The sequence below is a fragment of the Cohnella herbarum genome, from assembly GCF_012849095.1.
Taxonomy (GTDB): domain Bacteria; phylum Bacillota; class Bacilli; order Paenibacillales; family Paenibacillaceae; genus Cohnella; species Cohnella herbarum.
On record NZ_CP051680.1, the window covers coordinates 7,769,165 to 7,788,831 of the forward strand.

At 52.3% G+C, this 19,667-nt stretch carries 14 protein-coding genes; 11 read left to right on the plus strand and 3 right to left on the minus strand.

Features of this window, described 5'->3' with window-relative positions; all coding sequences use genetic code 11:
* Nucleotides 1-62 precede the first annotated feature (62 nt).
* Nucleotides 63-1,040 carry a hypothetical protein gene (locus HH215_RS32560; protein WP_169283689.1) on the plus strand — a complete coding sequence of 326 codons (978 nt, stop codon included), beginning with the start codon at nt 63-65 and terminating at the stop codon, nt 1,038-1,040.
* Here the strand turns inward: HH215_RS32560 and HH215_RS32565 are convergent, their stop codons facing one another.
* Nucleotides 1,041-1,394 carry a helix-turn-helix domain-containing protein gene (locus HH215_RS32565; RefSeq protein ID WP_169283690.1) on the minus strand — a complete coding sequence of 118 codons (354 nt, stop codon included), beginning with the start codon at nt 1,392-1,394 and terminating at the stop codon, nt 1,041-1,043.
* A gap of 573 nt (nt 1,395-1,967) precedes the next feature.
* Entirely contained in the window at nt 1,968-5,003 is a 3,036-nt protein-coding gene (locus tag HH215_RS32570) for an S-layer homology domain-containing protein (RefSeq protein ID WP_169283691.1), read from the minus strand.
* A 310-nt stretch (nt 5,004-5,313) separates the two neighbouring features.
* On the opposite strand from HH215_RS32570, the gene HH215_RS32575 reads away from it, so the two are divergent.
* On the plus strand, nt 5,314-5,946 hold the full coding sequence (locus HH215_RS32575) for a YigZ family protein (protein WP_169283692.1): 633 nt from the start codon (nt 5,314-5,316) through the stop codon (nt 5,944-5,946).
* A 118-nt stretch (nt 5,947-6,064) separates the two neighbouring features.
* Here the strand turns inward: HH215_RS32575 and HH215_RS32580 are convergent, their stop codons facing one another.
* Nucleotides 6,065-6,466 carry a secondary thiamine-phosphate synthase enzyme YjbQ gene (locus HH215_RS32580; RefSeq protein WP_169284685.1) on the minus strand — a complete coding sequence of 134 codons (402 nt, stop codon included), beginning with the start codon at nt 6,464-6,466 and terminating at the stop codon, nt 6,065-6,067.
* A 243-nt stretch (nt 6,467-6,709) separates the two neighbouring features.
* Here HH215_RS32580 and cysT point away from each other — a divergent pair, with 243 nt between their 5' ends.
* The 9 genes from cysT to HH215_RS32625 all read left to right on the plus strand — a co-directional run bounded on the left by cysT (nt 6,710) and on the right by HH215_RS32625 (nt 19,607).
* Nucleotides 6,710-7,516 carry a sulfate ABC transporter permease subunit CysT gene (cysT, locus tag HH215_RS32585; RefSeq protein WP_375140538.1) on the plus strand — a complete coding sequence of 269 codons (807 nt, stop codon included), beginning with the start codon at nt 6,710-6,712 and terminating at the stop codon, nt 7,514-7,516.
* Nucleotides 7,513-8,310, plus strand: a complete 798-nt coding sequence (locus HH215_RS32590; protein WP_169283694.1) for a sulfate ABC transporter permease subunit — start codon at nt 7,513-7,515, stop codon at nt 8,308-8,310. Before cysT ends, HH215_RS32590 begins: the two co-directional genes overlap by 4 nt.
* 1 nt (nt 8,311) lies before the next feature.
* Nucleotides 8,312-9,376 (plus strand): sulfate/molybdate ABC transporter ATP-binding protein, encoded by a 1,065-nt coding sequence (locus HH215_RS32595; protein ID WP_169283695.1) that lies wholly within the window; start codon nt 8,312-8,314, stop codon nt 9,374-9,376.
* 41 nt (nt 9,377-9,417) lie between these two features.
* Nucleotides 9,418-10,500: a sulfate ABC transporter substrate-binding protein gene (locus HH215_RS32600; RefSeq protein WP_169283696.1), complete on the plus strand. Its 1,083-nt coding sequence runs from the start codon at nt 9,418-9,420 to the stop codon at nt 10,498-10,500.
* Between the two features lie 112 nt (nt 10,501-10,612).
* The gene (locus HH215_RS32605; protein WP_169283697.1) at nt 10,613-11,551 is read left to right on the plus strand and encodes a GNAT family N-acetyltransferase; all 939 of its coding nucleotides are present in this window, start codon (nt 10,613-10,615) and stop codon (nt 11,549-11,551) included.
* Nucleotides 11,552-11,733: 182 nt separating this feature from the next.
* A complete protein-coding gene (locus tag HH215_RS32610) occupies nt 11,734-14,187 on the plus strand; it encodes a glycoside hydrolase family 95 protein (RefSeq protein WP_254450296.1) in 2,454 nt (817 codons plus the stop codon).
* Nucleotides 14,180-16,171 carry a GTP-binding protein gene (locus HH215_RS32615; RefSeq protein ID WP_169283698.1) on the plus strand — a complete coding sequence of 664 codons (1,992 nt, stop codon included), beginning with the start codon at nt 14,180-14,182 and terminating at the stop codon, nt 16,169-16,171. Before HH215_RS32610 ends, HH215_RS32615 begins: the two co-directional genes overlap by 8 nt.
* An 89-nt stretch (nt 16,172-16,260) precedes the next feature.
* Nucleotides 16,261-17,877: a helix-turn-helix domain-containing protein gene (locus HH215_RS32620; RefSeq protein WP_169283699.1), complete on the plus strand. Its 1,617-nt coding sequence runs from the start codon at nt 16,261-16,263 to the stop codon at nt 17,875-17,877.
* Nucleotides 17,874-19,607: a sensor histidine kinase gene (locus HH215_RS32625; RefSeq protein ID WP_169283700.1), complete on the plus strand. Its 1,734-nt coding sequence runs from the start codon at nt 17,874-17,876 to the stop codon at nt 19,605-19,607. Before HH215_RS32620 ends, HH215_RS32625 begins: the two co-directional genes overlap by 4 nt.
* Nucleotides 19,608-19,667: the final 60 nt, after the last annotated feature.

Genomic DNA, 19,667 nt, shown 5'->3' on the forward strand with positions numbered 1-19,667 from the left:
TTCTCCAACCGAGAAAGAAGGCTGGTTTATTTTGTATTGCAGGAAGGGGTGTTCCTATCACGATGGGACAACGTAAACGCAGGAAAAGGCGGCGCGAATTCCGTAAACCGGATGCCGTTATCGTTATCTTAGGTTCTTTAACTATTGTTCTTCTCTTGGTCTGGGGAGGATTGTATTGGAAGGAAACGTCGGAACGAACGCAGATCGTACATGCGGGCGGCAAAAAACAATTCGAACAAGCCATGCACGATGACATCGGACTGCAAACCGCGGATTCCGAAACATTTTACTCCGAAGGGTACGATCAACCTGCCATTGGAGGAGAGACGCTCGAACCCGCGGCGCGAGCGGATGATGAATCAGCTATTAACGATGAAGCGCAAAAATTACCCCAAGCATCGGGGGCGGCTCAAGAGACGGTCGCGCAGCCGGGAAAAAGACACCCGGTAAAGTCGAATTCTCATGGAGCAGCGGAAACCGACAAGCCGAGCGCAATAGAAAGCGGTTCTCCAAGCGGGACGGGCACCGACTTGCCTAGCGCAGCGGAAAGCGAAATGCCAAGCAAGACGGGAACGCAATTGTCGAACGAGATGGAAACCGAATCGTCGACCGAGATGGAAACCGAATGGCCAAGCGCAGCGGAGACCGGTAAGCCAAATGCGGCGGAGACCGGTTCGCCGATCGCAAACCCGATTGACCCGCCAATAAGTCAAAAGCAGAAATACGAGCAAGAAATCACGCAGGTTCAAGCGATGTGCACGAAGGAAATGAAGGAGGCGTTAGGCGGGGCGGAATCGAGCTTCCAACAGCTGGATAAGAAGGATCCTTTCGCTTTTCAAGCATGGAACGAAAATCTGACGAAGGAGCTGGCCGCAGCGGAAACCAAGTGTGACGGTAAATTCCAAGAGATAACCGTTAACGCGGAGAAGGACTCGATATCGCCGACGGCGATCGAGGAGTGGAGACAAACTTTCAACGCTTTGAAGGTGACGCTTCAAGGGGAATCGAAAGCGAAGCTGCAGCAATGGACGGGGGGTTAATCATTCTTTTGGAAGATTGCGGTCGCGAAGCACGCGTTCGAGCAAATTGCGAATCAAATCGAGGTCGTCCTTTTCCAAAGGAACCCCATCCCAATGAAGCTGTTCGTAATTCAAGTATTCCTTGGCGTTATGATTAAGTTCGGTCGGCGGCTCCGGATAATCGGTAAGTCCTAGAAGATAATCCGCCGAAGTGCGCAGCTTTCTGGATATCGTTTGGATCGATTCGATCGTCGGTTGCCGGTACCCGGATTCATACCCTGCATACGTGCTTTTGGCAACGCCTACGAAATCGGCCACTTCCTGCATCGTTAACTTTCTATTTTTTCGCAGCTGCTTAAGTCGTTTGGCGAACATCTTCAACCTCCTCCCGGAACTCGCGTCTATTATTTTCTATCGACTGGAAACCATAGATGGTGCTCTTAGAAATTGCACACATAATTATAGCATGTTTACCATTTGCTTTCACCCGATTGATCGACACTGTCATTAGATGTTATCAAATAGACGATTGAAGCAGCTGTTTTGTTAGACGGGACAAGTGCGATTACTGGTGTCGGCACGATATAGAAGAATTTTCTGAACGAATGCATATTAAGTAATACAGACACACTTGTACTCCTAAGTGTAAAACCTACAACTAGTTTGGGGAGTTTAGTTCGCTTGCATGACTAAGTGTAAAATCTACAACTAGTTCAGGCGGATATTTGAATTAAACAAGAATTCAATCTATTTACGTGTATGTTTTACATTTAGAAAGTGGAAACGAGGAATTTAGGTCAATCTAACTGTACATTTTACACTTAGGTTTTTAGTATGAGATGAAGCGTGTAAGTATTCTCTGGCTCCGCATAGTCGAAAAAAAGGGGCTATGGCGCGCTTTCCGTCGGAATGCTCCATAGCCCCTTCGCGGCGCTCTAAGCTAGCTTACTAATTAGTCGGTTTCCCTGGCGGCGTCTGTTGCAACATTTTGATCAATACCGTTACCACCTCGGCTCTTGTTGCCGCGTCGTCTGGAAAGAAGTTATTGTTGCCTTTGCCTTGCATAAGTCCCTGTTTCTTCATCGCGGACACCCCGCGTTTAGCCCATGTCGGAATCTTGCCTTCATCCGCGAAGCCGGTTACGCTTTGATCGGACGTGAGGCGCAAAGCCCTCGCGATCATCGTTGCAATCTCCGATCGCGTAATTTCCGCGTCCGGACGGAAGTTGCCATCCGTAAAGCCGGTGATGATATCGGCTTGCACAGCTTGCGCGATAGCTGTCCGTGCCCAATCTCCGATCTTCGAAGCGTCCTTGAACGTCAACGCCGCTCCGTCATTCCGAGGCTTTAACGCGTTCATTAACATAACCGCGAACTCCGCGCGCGTCACGGTATGATTAGGCTTAAACGATCCGTCCGGGTATCCTTTGACCAACCCCAAGTTAATCGCTTGTTTGATGCGGGACTCAGCCCAATTTCCGGCAATGTCGTTGAAAGTCTTTTCCGGCGTCGGTTCGTCTTTCTTCCGAGGTACGCCGAATACGGCAAACGTACCCAAATGATTGCTCTCAACGGAGATCCGCGTCCCGACGACTCGACCGTCGCCGACTTCCACCCATTCCTTCTTCTTCTCGTCAAAGTAGAATACGACCGGCTTTTGCTCGTCTTTTAAGCTCGAGGAATTAAATGCGATCGTGATCGTGGCCGGTTTCGAGAAATCCTCCGGAATGTTCTTCGAAATCTCGTAGGCCGATGAAAGCGGAAGGTATTTATTGGCCGGGAGCTCAGAATTGGCTACTTTTTCAATTGTGATCTGAAGTTCTTTAGATGAAACATTTGCCGGAATAGTGACCGTAACTTCATCCCCCAAACTAACCGTACCAGATTTACCCGGAGGAACGGTTAATTTACCGTTGGTAGAGGTCAGCGGAGAGCTTGATGGTCCGCTTCCGCCTGAATTTCCGCCGTTCGAACGGTTATTCACTTGAACGGAAACCGTCGCCGTAACGGAAGGATTCGCGATGTCCGTGGCTGTAATCGTCACCGTTCCGGGAACGGCGGAGGCCGTGAAAGTGATGCTGAATCGGCCGTTCGCATCCGTTGTGACGCTAGGAGATCCGATGGTTCCCGAAGTAGCCGTCAAGTCGACAACAACGCCGGCAACCGGCAAAGCTTGGCTGTCATAAACGATTCCACTGAGGGTTACGCTTCCGCCGACCGTTATCGCGGAAGGCGTCGCGTTAAGCTGGATATGATCGGGAACCGGAATAGCCCTATTCACTTGGACGGTAGCCGTCGCTGTAAACGAAGGATTCGCGATGTCCGCCGCCGTAATCGTCACCGTTCCGGGATCGGAGGAGGCCGTGAAATTCGTGCTAAATCGGCCGTTCGCATCCGTAGTCACGCTTGGAGATCCGATGGTTCCCGATGTAGCCGTTAAGCTGATATCGATCCCGGATACCGGAATGTTCTTTCTATCGTAAACGACTCCGGTTACCGATGAACTGCCGCCTACCGTTACCGTTGTTGGTGTCGCTCCAAGTTCGACGCGGTCGGGAACAAGGAAAACCATTCCGTCCGAAGCGGAAGTCCACGCGATATCCTGGCTCGTTGCCACGGCGAACTCATTCGAAGCGTAATTGTCCGCAGGAGGATTGGCGACGCCGTTCATCGCAACGGTTACGTTCGTATTTGCGGATATGTTTTGCGAAAAAGTAATCGTCGCCTCGTTGGAGGCTGACTGAGTTACTGACAAGGCGGATACGCCGTCGATAGCATAATCCGTATTTGAAGAGGGCAGGATCGTACCTGCTGGAGCTTGAATGGTAATGGTGTCCGTTTGGCCCGTTAAATTCCCGTATCTGCCGGTCTTAAATTCAACGGACCAATCCGTCACTCTATTTTCCGCGTTCGATAAGGAAGTCATATTCACGTCGGATATTTCGGAAATTCGGTGCGTCCAAGTGGTTTCGAATAAGTAGATGTCATTGTAGCCGCTGAAGAGGACCGACTGACCCTTCCGGCTATCGAAGACCATATTGGAAAGACTGAGCTCGGGTATATTCGCTTCCGGCTGCTCCGTCCAGTCCGCTCCATCCCAGAACCACACGTCATCTTTAGGCACGTAAGTAGCCTCTCCGCCTACGAGAATCACTTTCTCGATGTTCGAATCGTAGACCATGCTCGCGAAAACGCGCGGAGGAGGGGAAGCGGCAGGAGATCGGAGATTCCATTTCATACCGTCCCAGATCCAAGTTTTATTGGAGAGGGGTGGAGAATCAAGCGTATACCCGCCGAACAAAACCACTTCGTCGTTTTTCTCATCGTAAGCCATGCTTGTTCGCCAACTTGTTATCGGAGAATCGTCAGGATCGGCCGGCGTCACTTCTCGCCAACTGGTTCCGTTCCATATCCATGTATCATACAAAGCTGCGCTAACATCATTGAACCCGCCATAGAGAAGAACCTCGCCATCCCCGATGTAAACCATGCTGAATTCAAAACGCGCGGGAGGGTAGTTCACGCTAGTATCCGCCGGCGTGAGATCGTTCCATTTCGTTCCATCCCATAGCCATGTTTTGTTGTAGATATCTCTGTTTTCCCCGCCGAATAGAAGCACTCCTTTTCCCGGGCCCGCATAAGCCATTTCGCTATACTCGCTCGGTACCGGAGAATCGTTCGGATCGGCCGGCGTCGCGTCCGTCCATTTTTCCCCATCCCAAACCCAAGTATCGTTCAAAACATCATAGTTAATGTCCGCTCCGCCGAAAAGCACGGTTTTCCCGGTATCTTCGTCATAAGCCATGGCCGATGCAAATCGCGCGCTCGGTCCGGGGGACGGCTGTGAGGGCACTTCCTTCCATGGAGGCTGACTTAACGTATTTCTTATTGCCGAGGCCTCCGCCGTATAAGTGAAAATCGATCCGATCATGCATAAAATTAACGTCAACATCCACAATTTCTTCGTCTTTACGAACAGATTCATGAAATCAACCGCCTCTTAATAAATTTGCGAGAGAGTGTGCCAAGATTAATTCTAGAGATCTCCGATAAATGAATAATGAAAGAATTCAGCACGAAAAACTCCAAATCCGCGCTGTAACAAGCTTTCGTGGAGTTGAAAGAAACGAACGATTTTTTTGCATTTTGTCGGAAAAGGGGGGGATGCGGCTTCGTTTAACAGAACTTTGACTAGGGAAAGGCATATCTTAGTCATCAAATTCCATCCCGTAAAATGATATGTTAGGATGAGAATAACGAAAAAATACTGAAATACAGGAAATGCGAGGGACATCATGCTTGCACGATTTGCAACAGTGAGACAGTTCGGTTCCGACGAGATCGTCATTAAGAAATCGCGCTTCATCGGACACGCGAAACCGGTGGAGACCGAAGCTGAGGCGGTTGCCTTCATAGAAGAACTTAAGAAAAAATATTGGGATGCTACGCATAACTGCTCCGCGTACTTGATCGGAGAGCGCGACCAGTATCAGAAAGCGCTGGATGATGGGGAACCTAGCGGTACGGCGGGCAAACCGATTCTGGAAGTGATCAAAAACCGCGGTTTGAAAAACGTGGTCGTCGTCGTAACCCGTTATTTCGGCGGAATTATGCTGGGAGCGGGCGGATTGGTGCGCGCATACACGGACGGCGCCGTTGTCGGTATCGATGCCGCCGATCCGATCGTAAAAGTATTGCACCGCGAAGTGAGGGTGGATGTGGACTATACGTGGTATGGAAAGTTGGAAAACGAGCTGAGGGGGAGGGGCTACCGAGTCGGCGAGGTTTCATTTACCGACCGGGTACTGGTGAAATGTTTGCCTGAGATAGGAGAGGCCGAGCGATTCCAAGCTTGGATTACGGATATCACCCAGGGACAGGCCGAGATTTCGCTTGGCGACGAACAGTATTTTATCGAGGGCGAGTAAATTCGGCGGATCGCGGCTCGTTATAGTCGGAAAGAGCGACTATGGCGGGCACTCCGGCGGAAAGCAACTCCGCATAGCCGCTTCTCTAGCCGCGCCTCTAACCGAGTCGCTAGCCGCCTTAACCTTCGACTAGCTTCACGTAGTACTCCCGCTGACGCGGACCGTCGAATTCGCAGAAGTAAATGCCCTGCCAGCGACCGAGCAGCATCCTGCCTTCCGATACGATGATCGTCTGCGACGTGCCGGTCGTGATGGCTTTAAGATGCGAAGCCGTATTGCCTTCCGCATGTCTGTACTTCGGATGATTCCACGGGTACACTTCGTCCAGCCGCATCAAAACGTCGTGTTTCACATCCGGATCCGCGTTCTCGTTAATGGCGATTCCGGCGGTCGTATGCGGACAGTACACGACGACGACTCCTTCCTCCATCCCTTGTCTAGCTAAGCAAGCGGCGATTTGCCTCGTGATGTCGATCATTTCGTCGCGTCGCGTCGTTCGCAGCGTTTCCTTGGACAGCATGGACATTCTCCTCTTTCTCCTGACGATTCTTTTTTATTTTCGAGCAAGAACGGACATTTCACCACCCATAAGGTTTTCGAATAGGTTACATTAGATTTTTTAATAAAAAGGCGTTTGTACCGTAGCTTACTCATTGACGAAAGAAGTATTTATCTGGTAAAGTATCAATACCGACTAATTTAATAGGAATTATATTATATACAGCTCTCAAAGCTTCAGGAGGTACACGACAACGTGAGTTCCATGTTGCAGGGTCGCTGGTGGGGTTGGGGTTTTCGCAGCGCCGTCATGCTTTATTTCGTCGTATTGATTATTTTACCTATTCTAGGCATTTACGGTCAATCTTTGTCCGCGGGCTGGTCGACTTTCATGGATAACATCATGGAGCCGTTAGCTTGGAAAGCGGTCCTGCTTACGATCAAGCTGGCGTTAATCTCTACCGTGATTAACATGCTAGTCGGGACGATGTCGGCATGGGTACTTATCCGGTACCAGTTTCCGGGACGACGCCTTCTGAACAGCTTGGTAGACTTGCCGTTCGCTCTTCCGACGGCGGTAGCCGGTCTCATGATTTTATTGCTGCTAGGGCCGCACAGCTTCGTGGGCGAATGGGCGGAGAAGCTCGGGTTCACGATCTTATTTCATCAACCCGCCATTATTATCGCGATGGTATTCGTAACGTTTCCTTTTGTCATCCGCGCCGTTCAGCCTTTGTTGGAAGAGATGGACTCTTCGGAGGAAGAAGCTGCGTATACGCTGGGAGCCACGAAAGCGGCAACCTTCTGGAAGGTTATTCTGCCGAATATGCTTCCCGGCATATTAAGCGGAGCGATGCTCGCTTTCTCCAGAGCGCTTGCGGAATTCGGAGCGGTCGTGCTCGTAGCGGGTAACATTCCCGGTAAAACCTTGATCGCTTCGGTATATATTTTCGGAGAAATCGAGAGCGACAACGAGATTGGAGCTACGGCGGTCAGCGTCTTGCTGTTAACCTTCTCCTTCCTGATCTTATGGACGGTAAATTACGTTCAGATGAGGAGGAAGAACGGATGAGACGCTTATGGATCGGTTTAACCGTTGCCGTATTCGGTTTGTTGCTTATCGTTCCCGTCGTAAGAATCGCGATGGGCGCATTCGACGCAGGCTGGGGCGGGTTCGCTACTGGAATGTCCAGGCCGGAAACGGTTCATGCTTTGTACATGACGGGTTTGATCGTCGTGATTGTTACCGTAATCAATACGATGTTCGGAGTCATGCTGTCCCTCTACTTAGTAAGGGCAACTTGGCTGGGCAATCGGATTAAGCAACTTCTAAATAGCATCGTCGATCTGCCGTTCGCGGTATCGCCCGTTATCGGGGGATTGATGATCGTGCTTCTTCTGGGGCCGGAAACGGCATTGGGGGCATTGTTTAACAAAGCCGGAGTAGACATCGTATATGCATTGCCCGGAATGATTATCGCGACCTTGTTCGTTACGTTCCCGCTCGTTATCCGCGAGGTCATGCCGGTGTTGCAAGAGATCGGAAGCGCTCAGGAAGAAGCGGCATCTACGCTCGGAGCGAGCGCGTGGACGACGTTCTGGCGCGTAACTTGGCCTTCGATTCAATGGAGCGTCGTGTACGGCGTCGTACTCACGGTGGCGCGCGCATTGGGCGAATTCGGAGCGGTGCTTGTCGTATCCGGCAATATTTTGTTCAAAACCCAAACGGCAACGACGCTTGTCTATCAAGACGTCGAGAACTTTAATCTTACCGCGGCGAATTCCATCGCGTTAGTGTTGGCCGCGGGTTCGGTAACGTTACTGTTGCTCATGGAATGGGCCAAATCGAGAAGGGGAGTGCATTAAGATGCATATCGAGGTCAGCGGATTAAACAAGAAATTCGGCGATTTCCAAGCGGTTTCGAATGTGAGTTTCGAGATCGAAAAAGGCCAATTGATCGGCTTGCTAGGTCCGAGCGGTGGCGGCAAAACATCGATCCTTCGCATGTTGGCCGGTTTGGAATCCGTTGACGAAGGGGATATTCTGTTTCACGGCAAACGGGTGAACGATCTTCCCCCTCAAGAGAGAGGCATCGGGTTCGTGTTTCAGAACTATGCGCTGTTTAAGCATATGACCGTCGAGGATAATATCGCGTTCGGTTTGGAAGTAAAGAAATGGACTAAGCCCAAGATCAAAGCACGCGTAGCGGAGCTAGTCGAACTGACCGGACTTTCCGGCTTCGAGAAGCGGTATCCGCATCAGTTATCCGGCGGCCAACGGCAACGCGTCGCTTTCGCCCGCGCTTTGGCGCCCGAGCCGCAATTGCTGCTGCTCGACGAGCCCTTCGCAGCCATCGACGCCAAGATTCGCCATGAACTGCGCTCGTGGCTTCGCGATATGATCGATAGACTGGGTATTACGTCTATTTTCGTTACGCATGACCAAGATGAAGCGATCGAAGTCGCGGACCAAATCATGATCATTAACAAAGGGCGCCTAGAGCAGAAAGGCACCCCTTGGGAAATATATAAGAATCCGCAATCGCCGTTCGTTGCCGGGTTTATCGGCGAATCGACGATCGTAGACGACGTCTCTTCCCTGCATGGATTCGGCAATGCTTCCGATTGGCCGGGCACGAAAGCCCTTATTCGTCCGGAGTATGTGGAGGTAGGCAAGGCATCCGATTTCAAGCTGCTGTCGGCAACGGAAAAAGGAAGCGTTAGGCACGTGCATTTCCGCGGCAGCGAATGGTTGGTCGAGGTCGTCGTCGGGGCGTCGCGCCTGGTCACTTACCGGTCGTTGGAGAAGGAAATTCTTCATCCGGGCGACGAGGTCCAAGTATTGATCCATCGCGCATACCTCTTTAACGATAACGATAGCTGGGTAATGGAGAATAAGTTAAAAGAAGATCCGCTGCCGGTTCATATTTAAGATTCGACGGGAGCCTTCGAAGGCACCGCGGGAGGACAGCAATGAAGACGGGAAACCGTAAGCATGTACCTATACGCAGTTCAGCAATCTTCAGTCTGCTTATGCTCGTAACGATGATGTTGCTCGTCTCGGGTTGCGGGACGAATCAGTCTTCTAAAGTTACCGACACGGCGGTTGTCGATAAGGGAGACGTAACGCTTGTCGTCGGGGCTTATTCCGTCGTCAAGGACGCCTTAAAGGATATTTTGCCTGCTTTCAAAGCCGAATGGAAAGCGAAAACGGGACAGACGGTAGCTTTTCAAGAATCGTATGAAGCTTCGGGAACTCAAGCTCGGTCCATCGTTGGCGGCTTTGGAGCCGATGTTACGCTGCTCGCGCTTGAAGGAGATATCGAGAAGCTGGTGAAAGCCGGCCTTGTCGCTTCCGAATGGAATCAAACGCCGGATAAAGGCATGATAACGCGCTCGATCGTCGTACTAGGCACAAGGGTCGGCAATCCGCTCGGGATCAAGGACTTCGAAGATATCGCTAAGCCCGGGGTAAAGGTGTTATATCCGAATCCGAAAACATCGGGCGGAGCTCAATGGGACATTAACGCGATCTACGGGGCGGGCTTGAAGAAGTCCGAGATCGCTACCGGGACTAAGGATCCGGCTGCGGCCAAGAAGTTTCTGGAAGACGTTCACCGCAATATCGAGTCGATGGACAAGAGCGGCCGGGCTTCGATGGCGGCTTTCGAATACGGAGTCGGCGACGTTATCGTCACTTACGAGAACGAATTGCTTGCTCGAATCTCCCAGGGCGTACAATACGATATCGTCGTTCCGCCCAGCACGATCTTGATCGAGAATCCGGCTGCCGTCGTGAATCGGAACGCGGACCGTCACGGCGTTCGCGAAGCGGCGGATGCTTTCGTTCAATTCCTATATTCCGAAGAAGCCCAGAAGTTATTCGCCAAGCATGGCTTTCGCCCGGTAAACGAAGAGCTCGCGGCAAGCATGAAAGAGGATTACCCTCAGCCTCCGGAGTTATTTACGATCGATTATCTCGGGGGATGGAAAGAGGTTCGCGAGACGCTGTATTCCAAACGGGGCATCTGGTACCAAGTGTTGGCAGGACAATAGCAATCGTGGAAATAAATCGGTAAAAAGCAGCTGTTGCGGGAATGCTATGCTCCGCGCGGCTCTTTTTTTTGTTATAATATTGGATTAGTACAGCTAATAGGGAGGACTCACCTTGATAAAGCCAACAACTATTCGTGCCATGCGTTTTATTCTTTATCTCAAGCTTGCGATGTTCCTCGTGATGCTGGTCGTATCTCTGGCGAATACGAAGGACTTCTCCGAAGTATCGGGAACCAATATTGCGATTATCGTGGTGGCGGCGGTTTTGCCGATGGGCTTGATGTTATTCGCGATTAACAAAAGAAAAATGTTCTTATCCCTTCTGTTGGCATTTGTCGTCTTTCTCTTTACACGTATCGACCCAATCCAGATGATATCGTCTTTGGTGCTCATCCTACTCTTCTTCTTGAAGCCTACCCGGGATTATTTCCGCGGGGTAGTTACACAGCCGGTACGGGTTAGCGGACAAGCCTCGGAAGCGATAGAAGTCGATGCCGACGAAGCGGCTCAGGCGGCATTGGCCGACCCGGATGACGTTCCGGCGAAGTCGACTTTGAAATTAAAGAAAGACCCGGAAGTGATCATTCGCGAAGCGACTCCCGAGGATGCGGATACCGTGTATGCCTTGATGATGATCGCGTTCGAAGAATACAGAACGGCAACGCCGCCTTCGAGCGCGCTTGCGGAAACGGACGAGTCCGTGTCCGAAGCTTTGCGAAGCGGCAACGAATTCGCGGCGATCTTATTCGAAGACGATACCGCTACGGCGATGGTTCGCTTTAAGTACGATGGCGATGCGATTTATTTCTTCCGGTTGTCCGTCGTTCCGAATCGTCGCAGAAGAGGGTACGCCAAGCAACTCGTGAAGTGGATCGAGAGGCAGGGCGTTACCAAAGGACTTAACATTAGCCGTTGCAAAGTCAGGCAGTCGGTTCAGAATAACCTTGTGCTGTACCAGGACATGGGGTATGAGATTGTCGACCAAGAGCTGATCGTTCGCGCGGACGGCACGATCAAAACGCTTACGATGGAGAAGCAACTCGGGGTATAGTCCTCGCGGGAATCTAAGGCTTGTCTGATCTTCGGATCGGACAAGCCTTTTTAACGTGGGAGTGCCCGGAAGCAGCTTAATTTGCAGTTGGATCTACCGGAATTATTGATGTTGATCTCTGATTTTTCTATGGTCGAACATGCGAACTTTCATTAGAATAAGCTCATGGAGCTTAGAAGGGGATGGGTGACGGGATGATCGGGATGAACGGGATGAACGGGATGAACGGCATGAACAAGCAAACGGCAAATCGCAAGCTGTGGTATACTCGGCCGGCTAAGGACTGGGAGAACGAATGTTTGCCGATCGGCAACGGTCGGTTGGGAGCTATGATATTCGGCGGTGTTGGCGAGGATCGGATCTTGTTGAACGAGGATACGCTTTGGTCGGGAGAGCCGCTAGATAAAACGAATCCGGCGGCGGCGATCGCGCTTGACGAGGTACGTAGATTAGTATTCGCAGGGGAGTATCGCCGCGCGCAAGATCTGCTCGAGCAAGAGATGTTCGGGCCATGGAATCAATCGTTTCTCCCGATGGGGGACTTGGTGATGAGCTGGCATGGCTCCGAAGAGGTATCGTCCTATCGGAGAGAGCTGGATTTGAATACGGCCGTGGCCAAGGTGAGTTACGTACGCGATGGAGTCGCATTCGTTCGCGAAGCGTTCTGCTCGGCGCCCGGACAAGCGATGATGGTTAGGCTGGCGGCGGATCGGCCGGGGATGATCTCGCTTGAAGTCGGTTTGGACAGCCGGCTTAAGCATGTCGTCGAGAGCGTTTCCGAGGCTGCGAATGGTCATTCGTTGAAGTTAAGCGGACGCGCGCCCGTTCATGTCGCTCCGAATTACGTGCCCGAGCCGGAACCGATCGTATACGCGGACGACAGAGGAATGACATTTCAAGTTCAGGTGGCAATCGAAGCCGTCGGGGGGACGGTAACTGCAGCGGGTGACCGATTAATGATCGAAGCCGCGGACGAGGTTGTGTTAAAGCTAACGGCCGCTACGAGCTTTAACGGGTTTGATCGGGATCCGGTGACGAACGGACGGGATCCTGCGGCATTATGCTCCCGGATGCTGTCGCGAATATCCGGCCAATCCTATGAGCAACTGCTCGATGCCCATCAGGCGGATTACCGGAGCTTGTTTCATCGCGTTGAGCTTAAGCTCGGGGAGTCGAGTGAAGCGGAGGAAGGAACTGCGCTTCCTACGGACGAGCGCTTGCGTAAAGTAAAGGAAGGCGCGGAAGATCGGGCTTTAACGGCATTATATTTTGATTACGGAAGGTATTTGCTGATCGCCAGTTCCCGCCAAGGAAGCCAACCCGCGAATCTGCAAGGGATATGGAATCCGCAAGTAAGGGCGTCTTGGAGCAGCAACTGGACAACGAACATTAACGCTCAGATGAACTATTGGCTTGCCGAAAGCTGCAACTTAAGCGAATGCCATGAACCGCTATTCGATCTGATCGACGGTCTGCGGGTGACGGGCGAACATGCCGCGGAAGTCAACTTCGACTGTCGGGGATGGACGGTCAATCATAACGTGGATTTATGGAGATCGGCGACGGCCGTAGGGGGCAATGCCAAATGGGCCTATTGGCCGATGGGAGCGGCATGGCTTTGCTGGCATTTATGGAATCGTTACGAGCACACGCTCGATCGGACGTTCTTGGCCGAACGCGTCTATCCGGGGTTGAAGGGAGCCGCGGAGTTTTGTCTGGATTGGCTGGTGGAAAACCCGGAGGGTTATTTGGTTACGTGTCCTTCGACTTCGCCCGAGAACGATTTTCTGACTGCCGAGGGCGAACGATGCAGCGTTGCCTATGGGTCGACGATGGATATGTCTCTCATTCGCGAGCTGTTCCGCCATTGCATCGAAGCGGGAGAAATCTTAGACGAAGATGCCGACTTTCGTGCCGAGCTCGCGGCCGCTTTAGCGAAGCTGCTTCCCGATCGCACCGGACAATACGGTCAACTGCTGGAATGGTGCGAGGATTTCGAAGAAGACGATCCGGGGCATCGCCATCTATCGCATCTATACGGCTTGTATCCGGGAGATCAATACGTATCGGGACGGGATGAAGCGTGGGTCGAGGCTTGCAAAGCTTCGTTGAATCGCCGGCTGTCATCCGGAGGAGGACATACGGGTTGGAGCTGCGCTTGGATCATTAATCTTCTGGCCCGCTTGGAGGACGGCGAGAGAGCCCATGATTACGTCATGACGTTGCTGCGGCGTTCCACTTACGATAACTTGTGGGATGCGCATCCGCCATTTCAGATCGACGGTAATTTCGGGGGGACGGCCGGGATTGCCGAGATGCTGCTGCAGAGCCATGCGGGAGAAATACGGTTGCTGCCGGCATTGCCTTCCGCTTGGCCCGAAGGTAGCGTAATAGGGTTGAAAGCACGCGGAGGTTGGCAAGTCGATATGACATGGAGCAACGGTCGGCTGGAGGAGGCGGTTCTAACCGCGCCATCGTCAGTTATTCATCCGGAGGCATGCGATGCGCGCTTGCGCGTTAGGCAGCCAGTGAGCGTAACGCGCGATGGCCTGACGGTGGCAACGGAAACGATTTCCGGAGGAATCATTCGGTGGACAGCGATGCCGGACGCGGTTTATATTGTTAGGTATGAATAAAAGAGAACAATTGCGCAACGTCGGAATATTCGCCCATGTCGATGCAGGCAAGACGACGACAACGGAACAAATCTTATATCGCAGCGGCCGAATTCGCGCTCTTGGCAGCGTGGACGATGGCACCGCCCAGACCGATTGGCTCGAGGTCGAACGGACGAGGGGGATTTCCGTCCGTTCGGCGGTTACCCGCTTCCAGTGGAAGGACGTTCAGGTCAACTTGGTCGACACTCCCGGCCATGTCGATTTCCTGTCGGAAGTCGAACGTTCCCTAAGGGTCATGGATGGAGCCGTACTCATTATATCCGCCGTTGAAGGCGTGCAAGCTCAGACCGAAGTGATCTGGCATGCTCTTAGAGACTTGGGAATTCCTACGCTGCTATATATGAACAAGATGGATCGCGTCGGAGCGGAACCGTCCAGGGTTCTAGGAGAAATCAGACTTTTATTGTCCGTGGGCGCCATACCGATACAGACCTACGATGCCGTCGAGGGAGACTTTGCGGGAGCCGTCGGTTTGCTAGGGTTGGACAAAGGAACCGCGCTGTCCGAACGGATGAGCGGGGAGCGAGAGAAGCTGATCGAGACCGTCGCCGAGCAGGATGACGAGCTGCTGCAACGTTACTTCGATCAAGGAGCGTTGAACGAATCCGATTGGATGCCTACGCTTATGAGGAGCATTCGGGAATCGAAGCTATTCCCGGTGTTATTCGGAGCGTCCAACCGGGGAGTCGGCGTCGATTCGTTAATGGACGCTATCGTCGAATTGTTGCCTCCCCCTAACGGAGAGGAGGACGATCCGTTGTCCGGCGTCGTGTTCAAGCTGGACAAGGACCCGATTATGGGGCGCCTAGCCTATGTTCGTCTCTATGGCGGAACGCTGCGGAATCGGGATACGGTCCGCAATCACGGGCTGGAACTGGATGAGAAAGTGACGCAAATCCGTAGAATGGAAGGCCAGCGCAGCGAGGACGTCGGAATCCTGAAAGCCGGGGATATCGCCGTTGTATGCGGATGGAGCCGCGTCCGAATCGGAGACATTATCGGCGTAAGCGACGGAGTGCCCGGCGAACGGCGAATCGCCGAGCCGTTGTTGACCGTTCAAGCGCATTGGAAGAACGAAGCCGAATATCCGGCGGTCGTGACGGCATTCCATGAGTTGGCGGACGAAGACCCGCACTTGGACGTACAGTGGCTTCAGGAGGATCGGGAACTTCACGTGAGAGTGATGGGACCGATCCAAGTCGAGGTATTAGGCCACATGCTAATGAGCCGGTACGGGCTGGAAGTTTCATTCGGAGCCCCCTCGGTCATCTACAAGGAAACGCCGGTACGGAAAGGCGAAGGGTTCGTCGCCTATACGATGCCTAAGCCATGTTGGGCTATCTTGCGCTTCGTGATCGAGCCGGGCGAACGGGGAAGCGGCTTGGTCTATCAAGCGAACGTAAGAACGGAGAAATTGTTGGAACGTTATCAGAACGAGGTAGCCAGACGAGTGCCGGAGGCGCTGGAGCAAGGCCTGAAGGGTTGGCCGGTGACCGATTTGAAGGTGACGTTGGTCGAAGGCGAGCACCACGTATGGCATACGCATCCTCTAGATTTCGTAGTCGCAACGCCCATGGGAATCATGGACGGCTTAGTGAACACGGAAACGAAGCTGCTGGAGCCTATACTCCGATTCCGGCTATCGACGCCGGAAGAGTTCGGCGGGAAGCTGATGAGCGAACTCGCGGTCATGCGCGGAGAGTTCGATACGCCGAGCGTTCGCCAAGGACGCATGGAGATCGAAGGACGGCTGCCCGTGGCGACATCGCTTGATTTCCCCGCGCGGCTCGGTTCGATGACGAAGGGGAGAGGGATGCTGACGACTTTCTTCGACGGCTATCAGGATTGCCCTCCGGACGTCAGCGCGGAGCGAACGAGACGCGGCGTTAACCCGCTGGACACCTCGAAGTATATTTTGGCGACTCGAAACGCACTAGAGTAATCGCGAACGAAGTGGTTTACTTCTTCTGATCGGCTATAGTAAAATCGGGTTTACGATACGCTAGCCAACATCAGGAGGAATCGAACCCCATGTACAGTCTCCTAATCGTGGATGATGAATTTTATGCGGTAAACGGTATTAAGTCGGGGTTGGATTGGTCCGTCATGGGCTTTACCGCGGTCCATGAGGCGTATGATATGGCAACGGCTCAAGCGATCATAAGCGCTACCCCGATCGACGTTATGATTTGCGATATCGAGATGCCGGGCAGAAGCGGATTGGATCTATTGGAATGGGTCAACGAACGGGGACATTCGATAGAAACGATCTATTTGACCTGCCATTCGAATTTCTCGTACGCGCAGAGGGCGCTGCAATTAGGGAGCCTTAATTACCTGATCAAACCCGTCGAGTTCAACGAACTGGAAAGCATCGTTATGAAAGCGCTTAACAATATCGCCCGCGAACAAGAGGCGAATTTCGCCCAGAAGGAATACCACAAATATCTGCAACTGTGGGAATCGAAGAGACCGCTCATGATCGAGCGATTCTGGCAGGAGCTGCTGGAACATCGCAATACCCATGCCGAAAGCTGGATAATCGGCGAGCTATCCCAATTCGAAACGAAGCTGTCGATAGATACTCGCGTGTTTCCGATTTTAGTCAGCATCGAGCAGTGGCATAAAGAGATAAGCACCCGGGACGAAGAAATCATGGAATACGCGTTGCGAAATGCCGCGAAGGAAATCATTCTGGCGGATCGGCCAGGAATCGTATTTCAGGATCGCGACGGAATGATCGTGATTTTGTTCTACGGCGGCGGAGACCGGACGATTCAGGAGCGGATAAGAAGCTGCGAAGCTTTCGTCGAGTCTTGCTCGCGGTTTTTTTTCAGCACGGTTAGTTGTTATTTGGGGAAAGAAACCGAAGTCCGGCATTTGCGGACGATGCACAGGGCTTTGCAATACGCCGAACAGAACAACGTTCGCCGCGCGAATAAGGTGGTATGTTATCTCGACAATCCCTCCGATCCTTCGGGCGACTCCGAGGCGCTTCCGGATTTTTTCGAATGGGCGGAGCTATTGGAATTGGGAGGCACCGAGCAAATACGCGACAGCGTTCGCGAGTGGTTCGTTCGCATGGAGCAAGAGAATAGCTTGAGAATGGCGACTTTGCATGCCTTCTTCCATGGGATGTTGCAGATGCTGCATTATCTCCTGCATAAGAAAAGAATGGTCGCCCCCGAGCTTCAAGGCGGCAGACTGCTGGAGAAGGATTCCGTTACCCGCTCGATGAAGGAACTGCGGGCATGGGCGGAACAAGCATTGGAACAATTCGCGAAAGCTCTCCATTCGGGACAAGAAGACCTTTCGTTAATCGATAAAGCCAAGCGTTACATTGGCGAGCATCTAACGGAAGAAGTAAGCAGGGAACAGATTGCCGATCATGTTTATTTGAATCCGGGATATTTGTCCAGGCTGTTCAAGAAGGAGACGGGAGAATCGTTGTCGGATTATATACTGCGGGAACGGATGGAAATGGCCAAGAACGCTTTGACATACACCGACGAACCGATTAGCAAAGTAGCCCGTTCGCTCGGCTATAATAGTCTCTCTTATTTCGGCAAGATGTTCAAAAGATTCTATCAGATGAGTCCTCAGGATTACCGGAAAAAACCCGGAGATGCGGATGGGACCTCGCCATGAGCAAGCAACGCTCGCTAAGCTTCAAGTTGATCGTCGCATTCTCGGCCGTAACCGTTCCGCTTATTCTCTTTCTCGTCTACATCAACGGTTATGCCATGAACGTCGTCCGAGCCCAAGTGGCGGAATCCCAACAAGCCCTGTTGAAAATGCACTCGAACGAAATGGATGCCGCTCTTACTCAGGTAGACCATTATTTGCTGAGTTCGGCCTTTCAGCACGCGGGCATCACGTCGTTGACGCTGAACGCGCCGGACAGCGACGAGTACACGATGACGAAGATCCAGGTTCTAAACCAACTCAACGCGGATTTGGTGAACTATAGCCGAGTCGGCATGCTGTTCGTTTATGCTACGCAGAACGAGGATTTGATGACGTCCGAGCATAACCGCAACGTATCCAAAGCGATCAAGGACGAGCTTGTTTCGATGATGAGGAGTCTTTCGCCGGATGCCCCGATCGTCAAGAAATGGGGCACGGTTCGGTTAAACGGACAGCTGTGGCTCATGCGCGTGGAGAAAAACGACTTTAACGTCTACACGGGCGCGCTTATCGGAATCGATACCTTGATGAATCCGATCAGGAACGTGATGATGGAGGGGGCGGGGCAAGCGCTGCTCATCTCCGATGCGGGCGAGTTGCTGACTCCCGGCATAAGCATCCCCCAATCGATCTCCGAAAGGTTCCGCATCTTGAGCCGATCGGACAAGCCGTACGAAACGATGACGTTAGATCAAGGCAAAATGCTTGTCGTCACGAACGCTTCGCAGCAGTCCGATACCAATCTCGTCGTCATGATCCCGGAGAAGCAATTGCTTCAACGCCTCGTGACGTACCAACGGATTATTAATCTGGTGCCGTTCGCCGCGATGCTCTTGCTGCTCATCCTCTTGATCTTCCTGAGAGGAATCTTGTTAAAGCCGATCCAACAACTGATCCGAGGAATGAAGCGGATCAGGGAAGGGGATTTGACTTATCGGCTCGATTATTCTACCTCAAGGGAATTCGAGCTGATTACGAGCAACTTCAATACGATGGCTTCCGAGATTAACGAATTGAAGATCAACGTATACGAGGAACAACTCAGGCTGAACAAGGCGGAGATCAAACAGCTTCAGTTGCAGATTCACCCCCATTTTCTGCTGAATTCGCTGAACGTCGTTTTTCACTTGGTAGAAGCCCGCGAGATTAAGCTGGCTCAGAAGATGATCCGGTACATCATGAACTATTTCCGATTCGTGACCCGGACTGCGGTTCCGTCTGTCCGGATGGAAGAAGAAATCGAGCATATCGTCACGTATTTGGAAATTCAGAAGATGAGATTTCCTAATTTTCTGGACTTTAAGGTGAACGTCGACGATTCTTTACAGTCTGCTTTGTTGCCGCCGGTACTGTTCCAGCCGTTCGTCGAGAACGCGATCATACACGGATTTCTGATCCGCAATCAAAGATTTCTTGTCCGCATCGACGTGGAGCGCGATCCGGAGCAGCCCGAAGGCGGGATCTCGATCCGTATCTCGGATAACGGCAGGGGATTTACGGAAGAGCAGCTCGTCAAGTTCGAGAGCGGCCGGTTCAGACATGATCACGAGCACCTCGGCATCGGCAACGTGTATGAACGTTTACGGATGAATTACGGAGAGCGGGCTAAGCTTCTTTTCGGCAACTTGCCCGAAGGAGGCGCAGAGGTCGCGTTGCGTCTGCCGCTGCAAACCGAATCGCATATGCGCTAGAAGGCTCCCGCCGGGCGGGGGCTTTTTTAAACGATCCAAGAGGATACAATGTAACGTTTC

What these genes read in the sequence shown, in the direction of transcription:
- HH215_RS32570 (WP_169283691.1), bottom strand. Translation starts at nt 5,003, where the DNA reads ATGAATCTGTTCGTAAAGACGAAGAAATTGTGGATGTTGACGTTAATT.
- HH215_RS32595 (WP_169283695.1), top strand. Translation starts at nt 8,312, where the DNA reads ATGCATATCGAGGTCAGCGGATTAAACAAGAAATTCGGCGATTTCCAA.
- cysT (WP_375140538.1), top strand. Translation starts at nt 6,710, where the DNA reads ATGTTGCAGGGTCGCTGGTGGGGTTGGGGTTTTCGCAGCGCCGTCATG.
- HH215_RS32575 (WP_169283692.1), top strand. Translation starts at nt 5,314, where the DNA reads ATGCTTGCACGATTTGCAACAGTGAGACAGTTCGGTTCCGACGAGATC.
- HH215_RS32560 (WP_169283689.1), top strand. Translation starts at nt 63, where the DNA reads ATGGGACAACGTAAACGCAGGAAAAGGCGGCGCGAATTCCGTAAACCG.
- HH215_RS32615 (WP_169283698.1), top strand. Translation starts at nt 14,180, where the DNA reads ATGAATAAAAGAGAACAATTGCGCAACGTCGGAATATTCGCCCATGTC.
- HH215_RS32620 (WP_169283699.1), top strand. Translation starts at nt 16,261, where the DNA reads ATGTACAGTCTCCTAATCGTGGATGATGAATTTTATGCGGTAAACGGT.
- HH215_RS32625 (WP_169283700.1), top strand. Translation starts at nt 17,874, where the DNA reads ATGAGCAAGCAACGCTCGCTAAGCTTCAAGTTGATCGTCGCATTCTCG.
- HH215_RS32580 (WP_169284685.1), bottom strand. Translation starts at nt 6,466, where the DNA reads ATGCTGTCCAAGGAAACGCTGCGAACGACGCGACGCGACGAAATGATC.
- HH215_RS32610 (WP_254450296.1), top strand. Translation starts at nt 11,734, where the DNA reads ATGGGTGACGGGATGATCGGGATGAACGGGATGAACGGGATGAACGGC.
- HH215_RS32565 (WP_169283690.1), bottom strand. Translation starts at nt 1,394, where the DNA reads ATGTTCGCCAAACGACTTAAGCAGCTGCGAAAAAATAGAAAGTTAACG.
- HH215_RS32590 (WP_169283694.1), top strand. Translation starts at nt 7,513, where the DNA reads ATGAGACGCTTATGGATCGGTTTAACCGTTGCCGTATTCGGTTTGTTG.
- HH215_RS32600 (WP_169283696.1), top strand. Translation starts at nt 9,418, where the DNA reads ATGAAGACGGGAAACCGTAAGCATGTACCTATACGCAGTTCAGCAATC.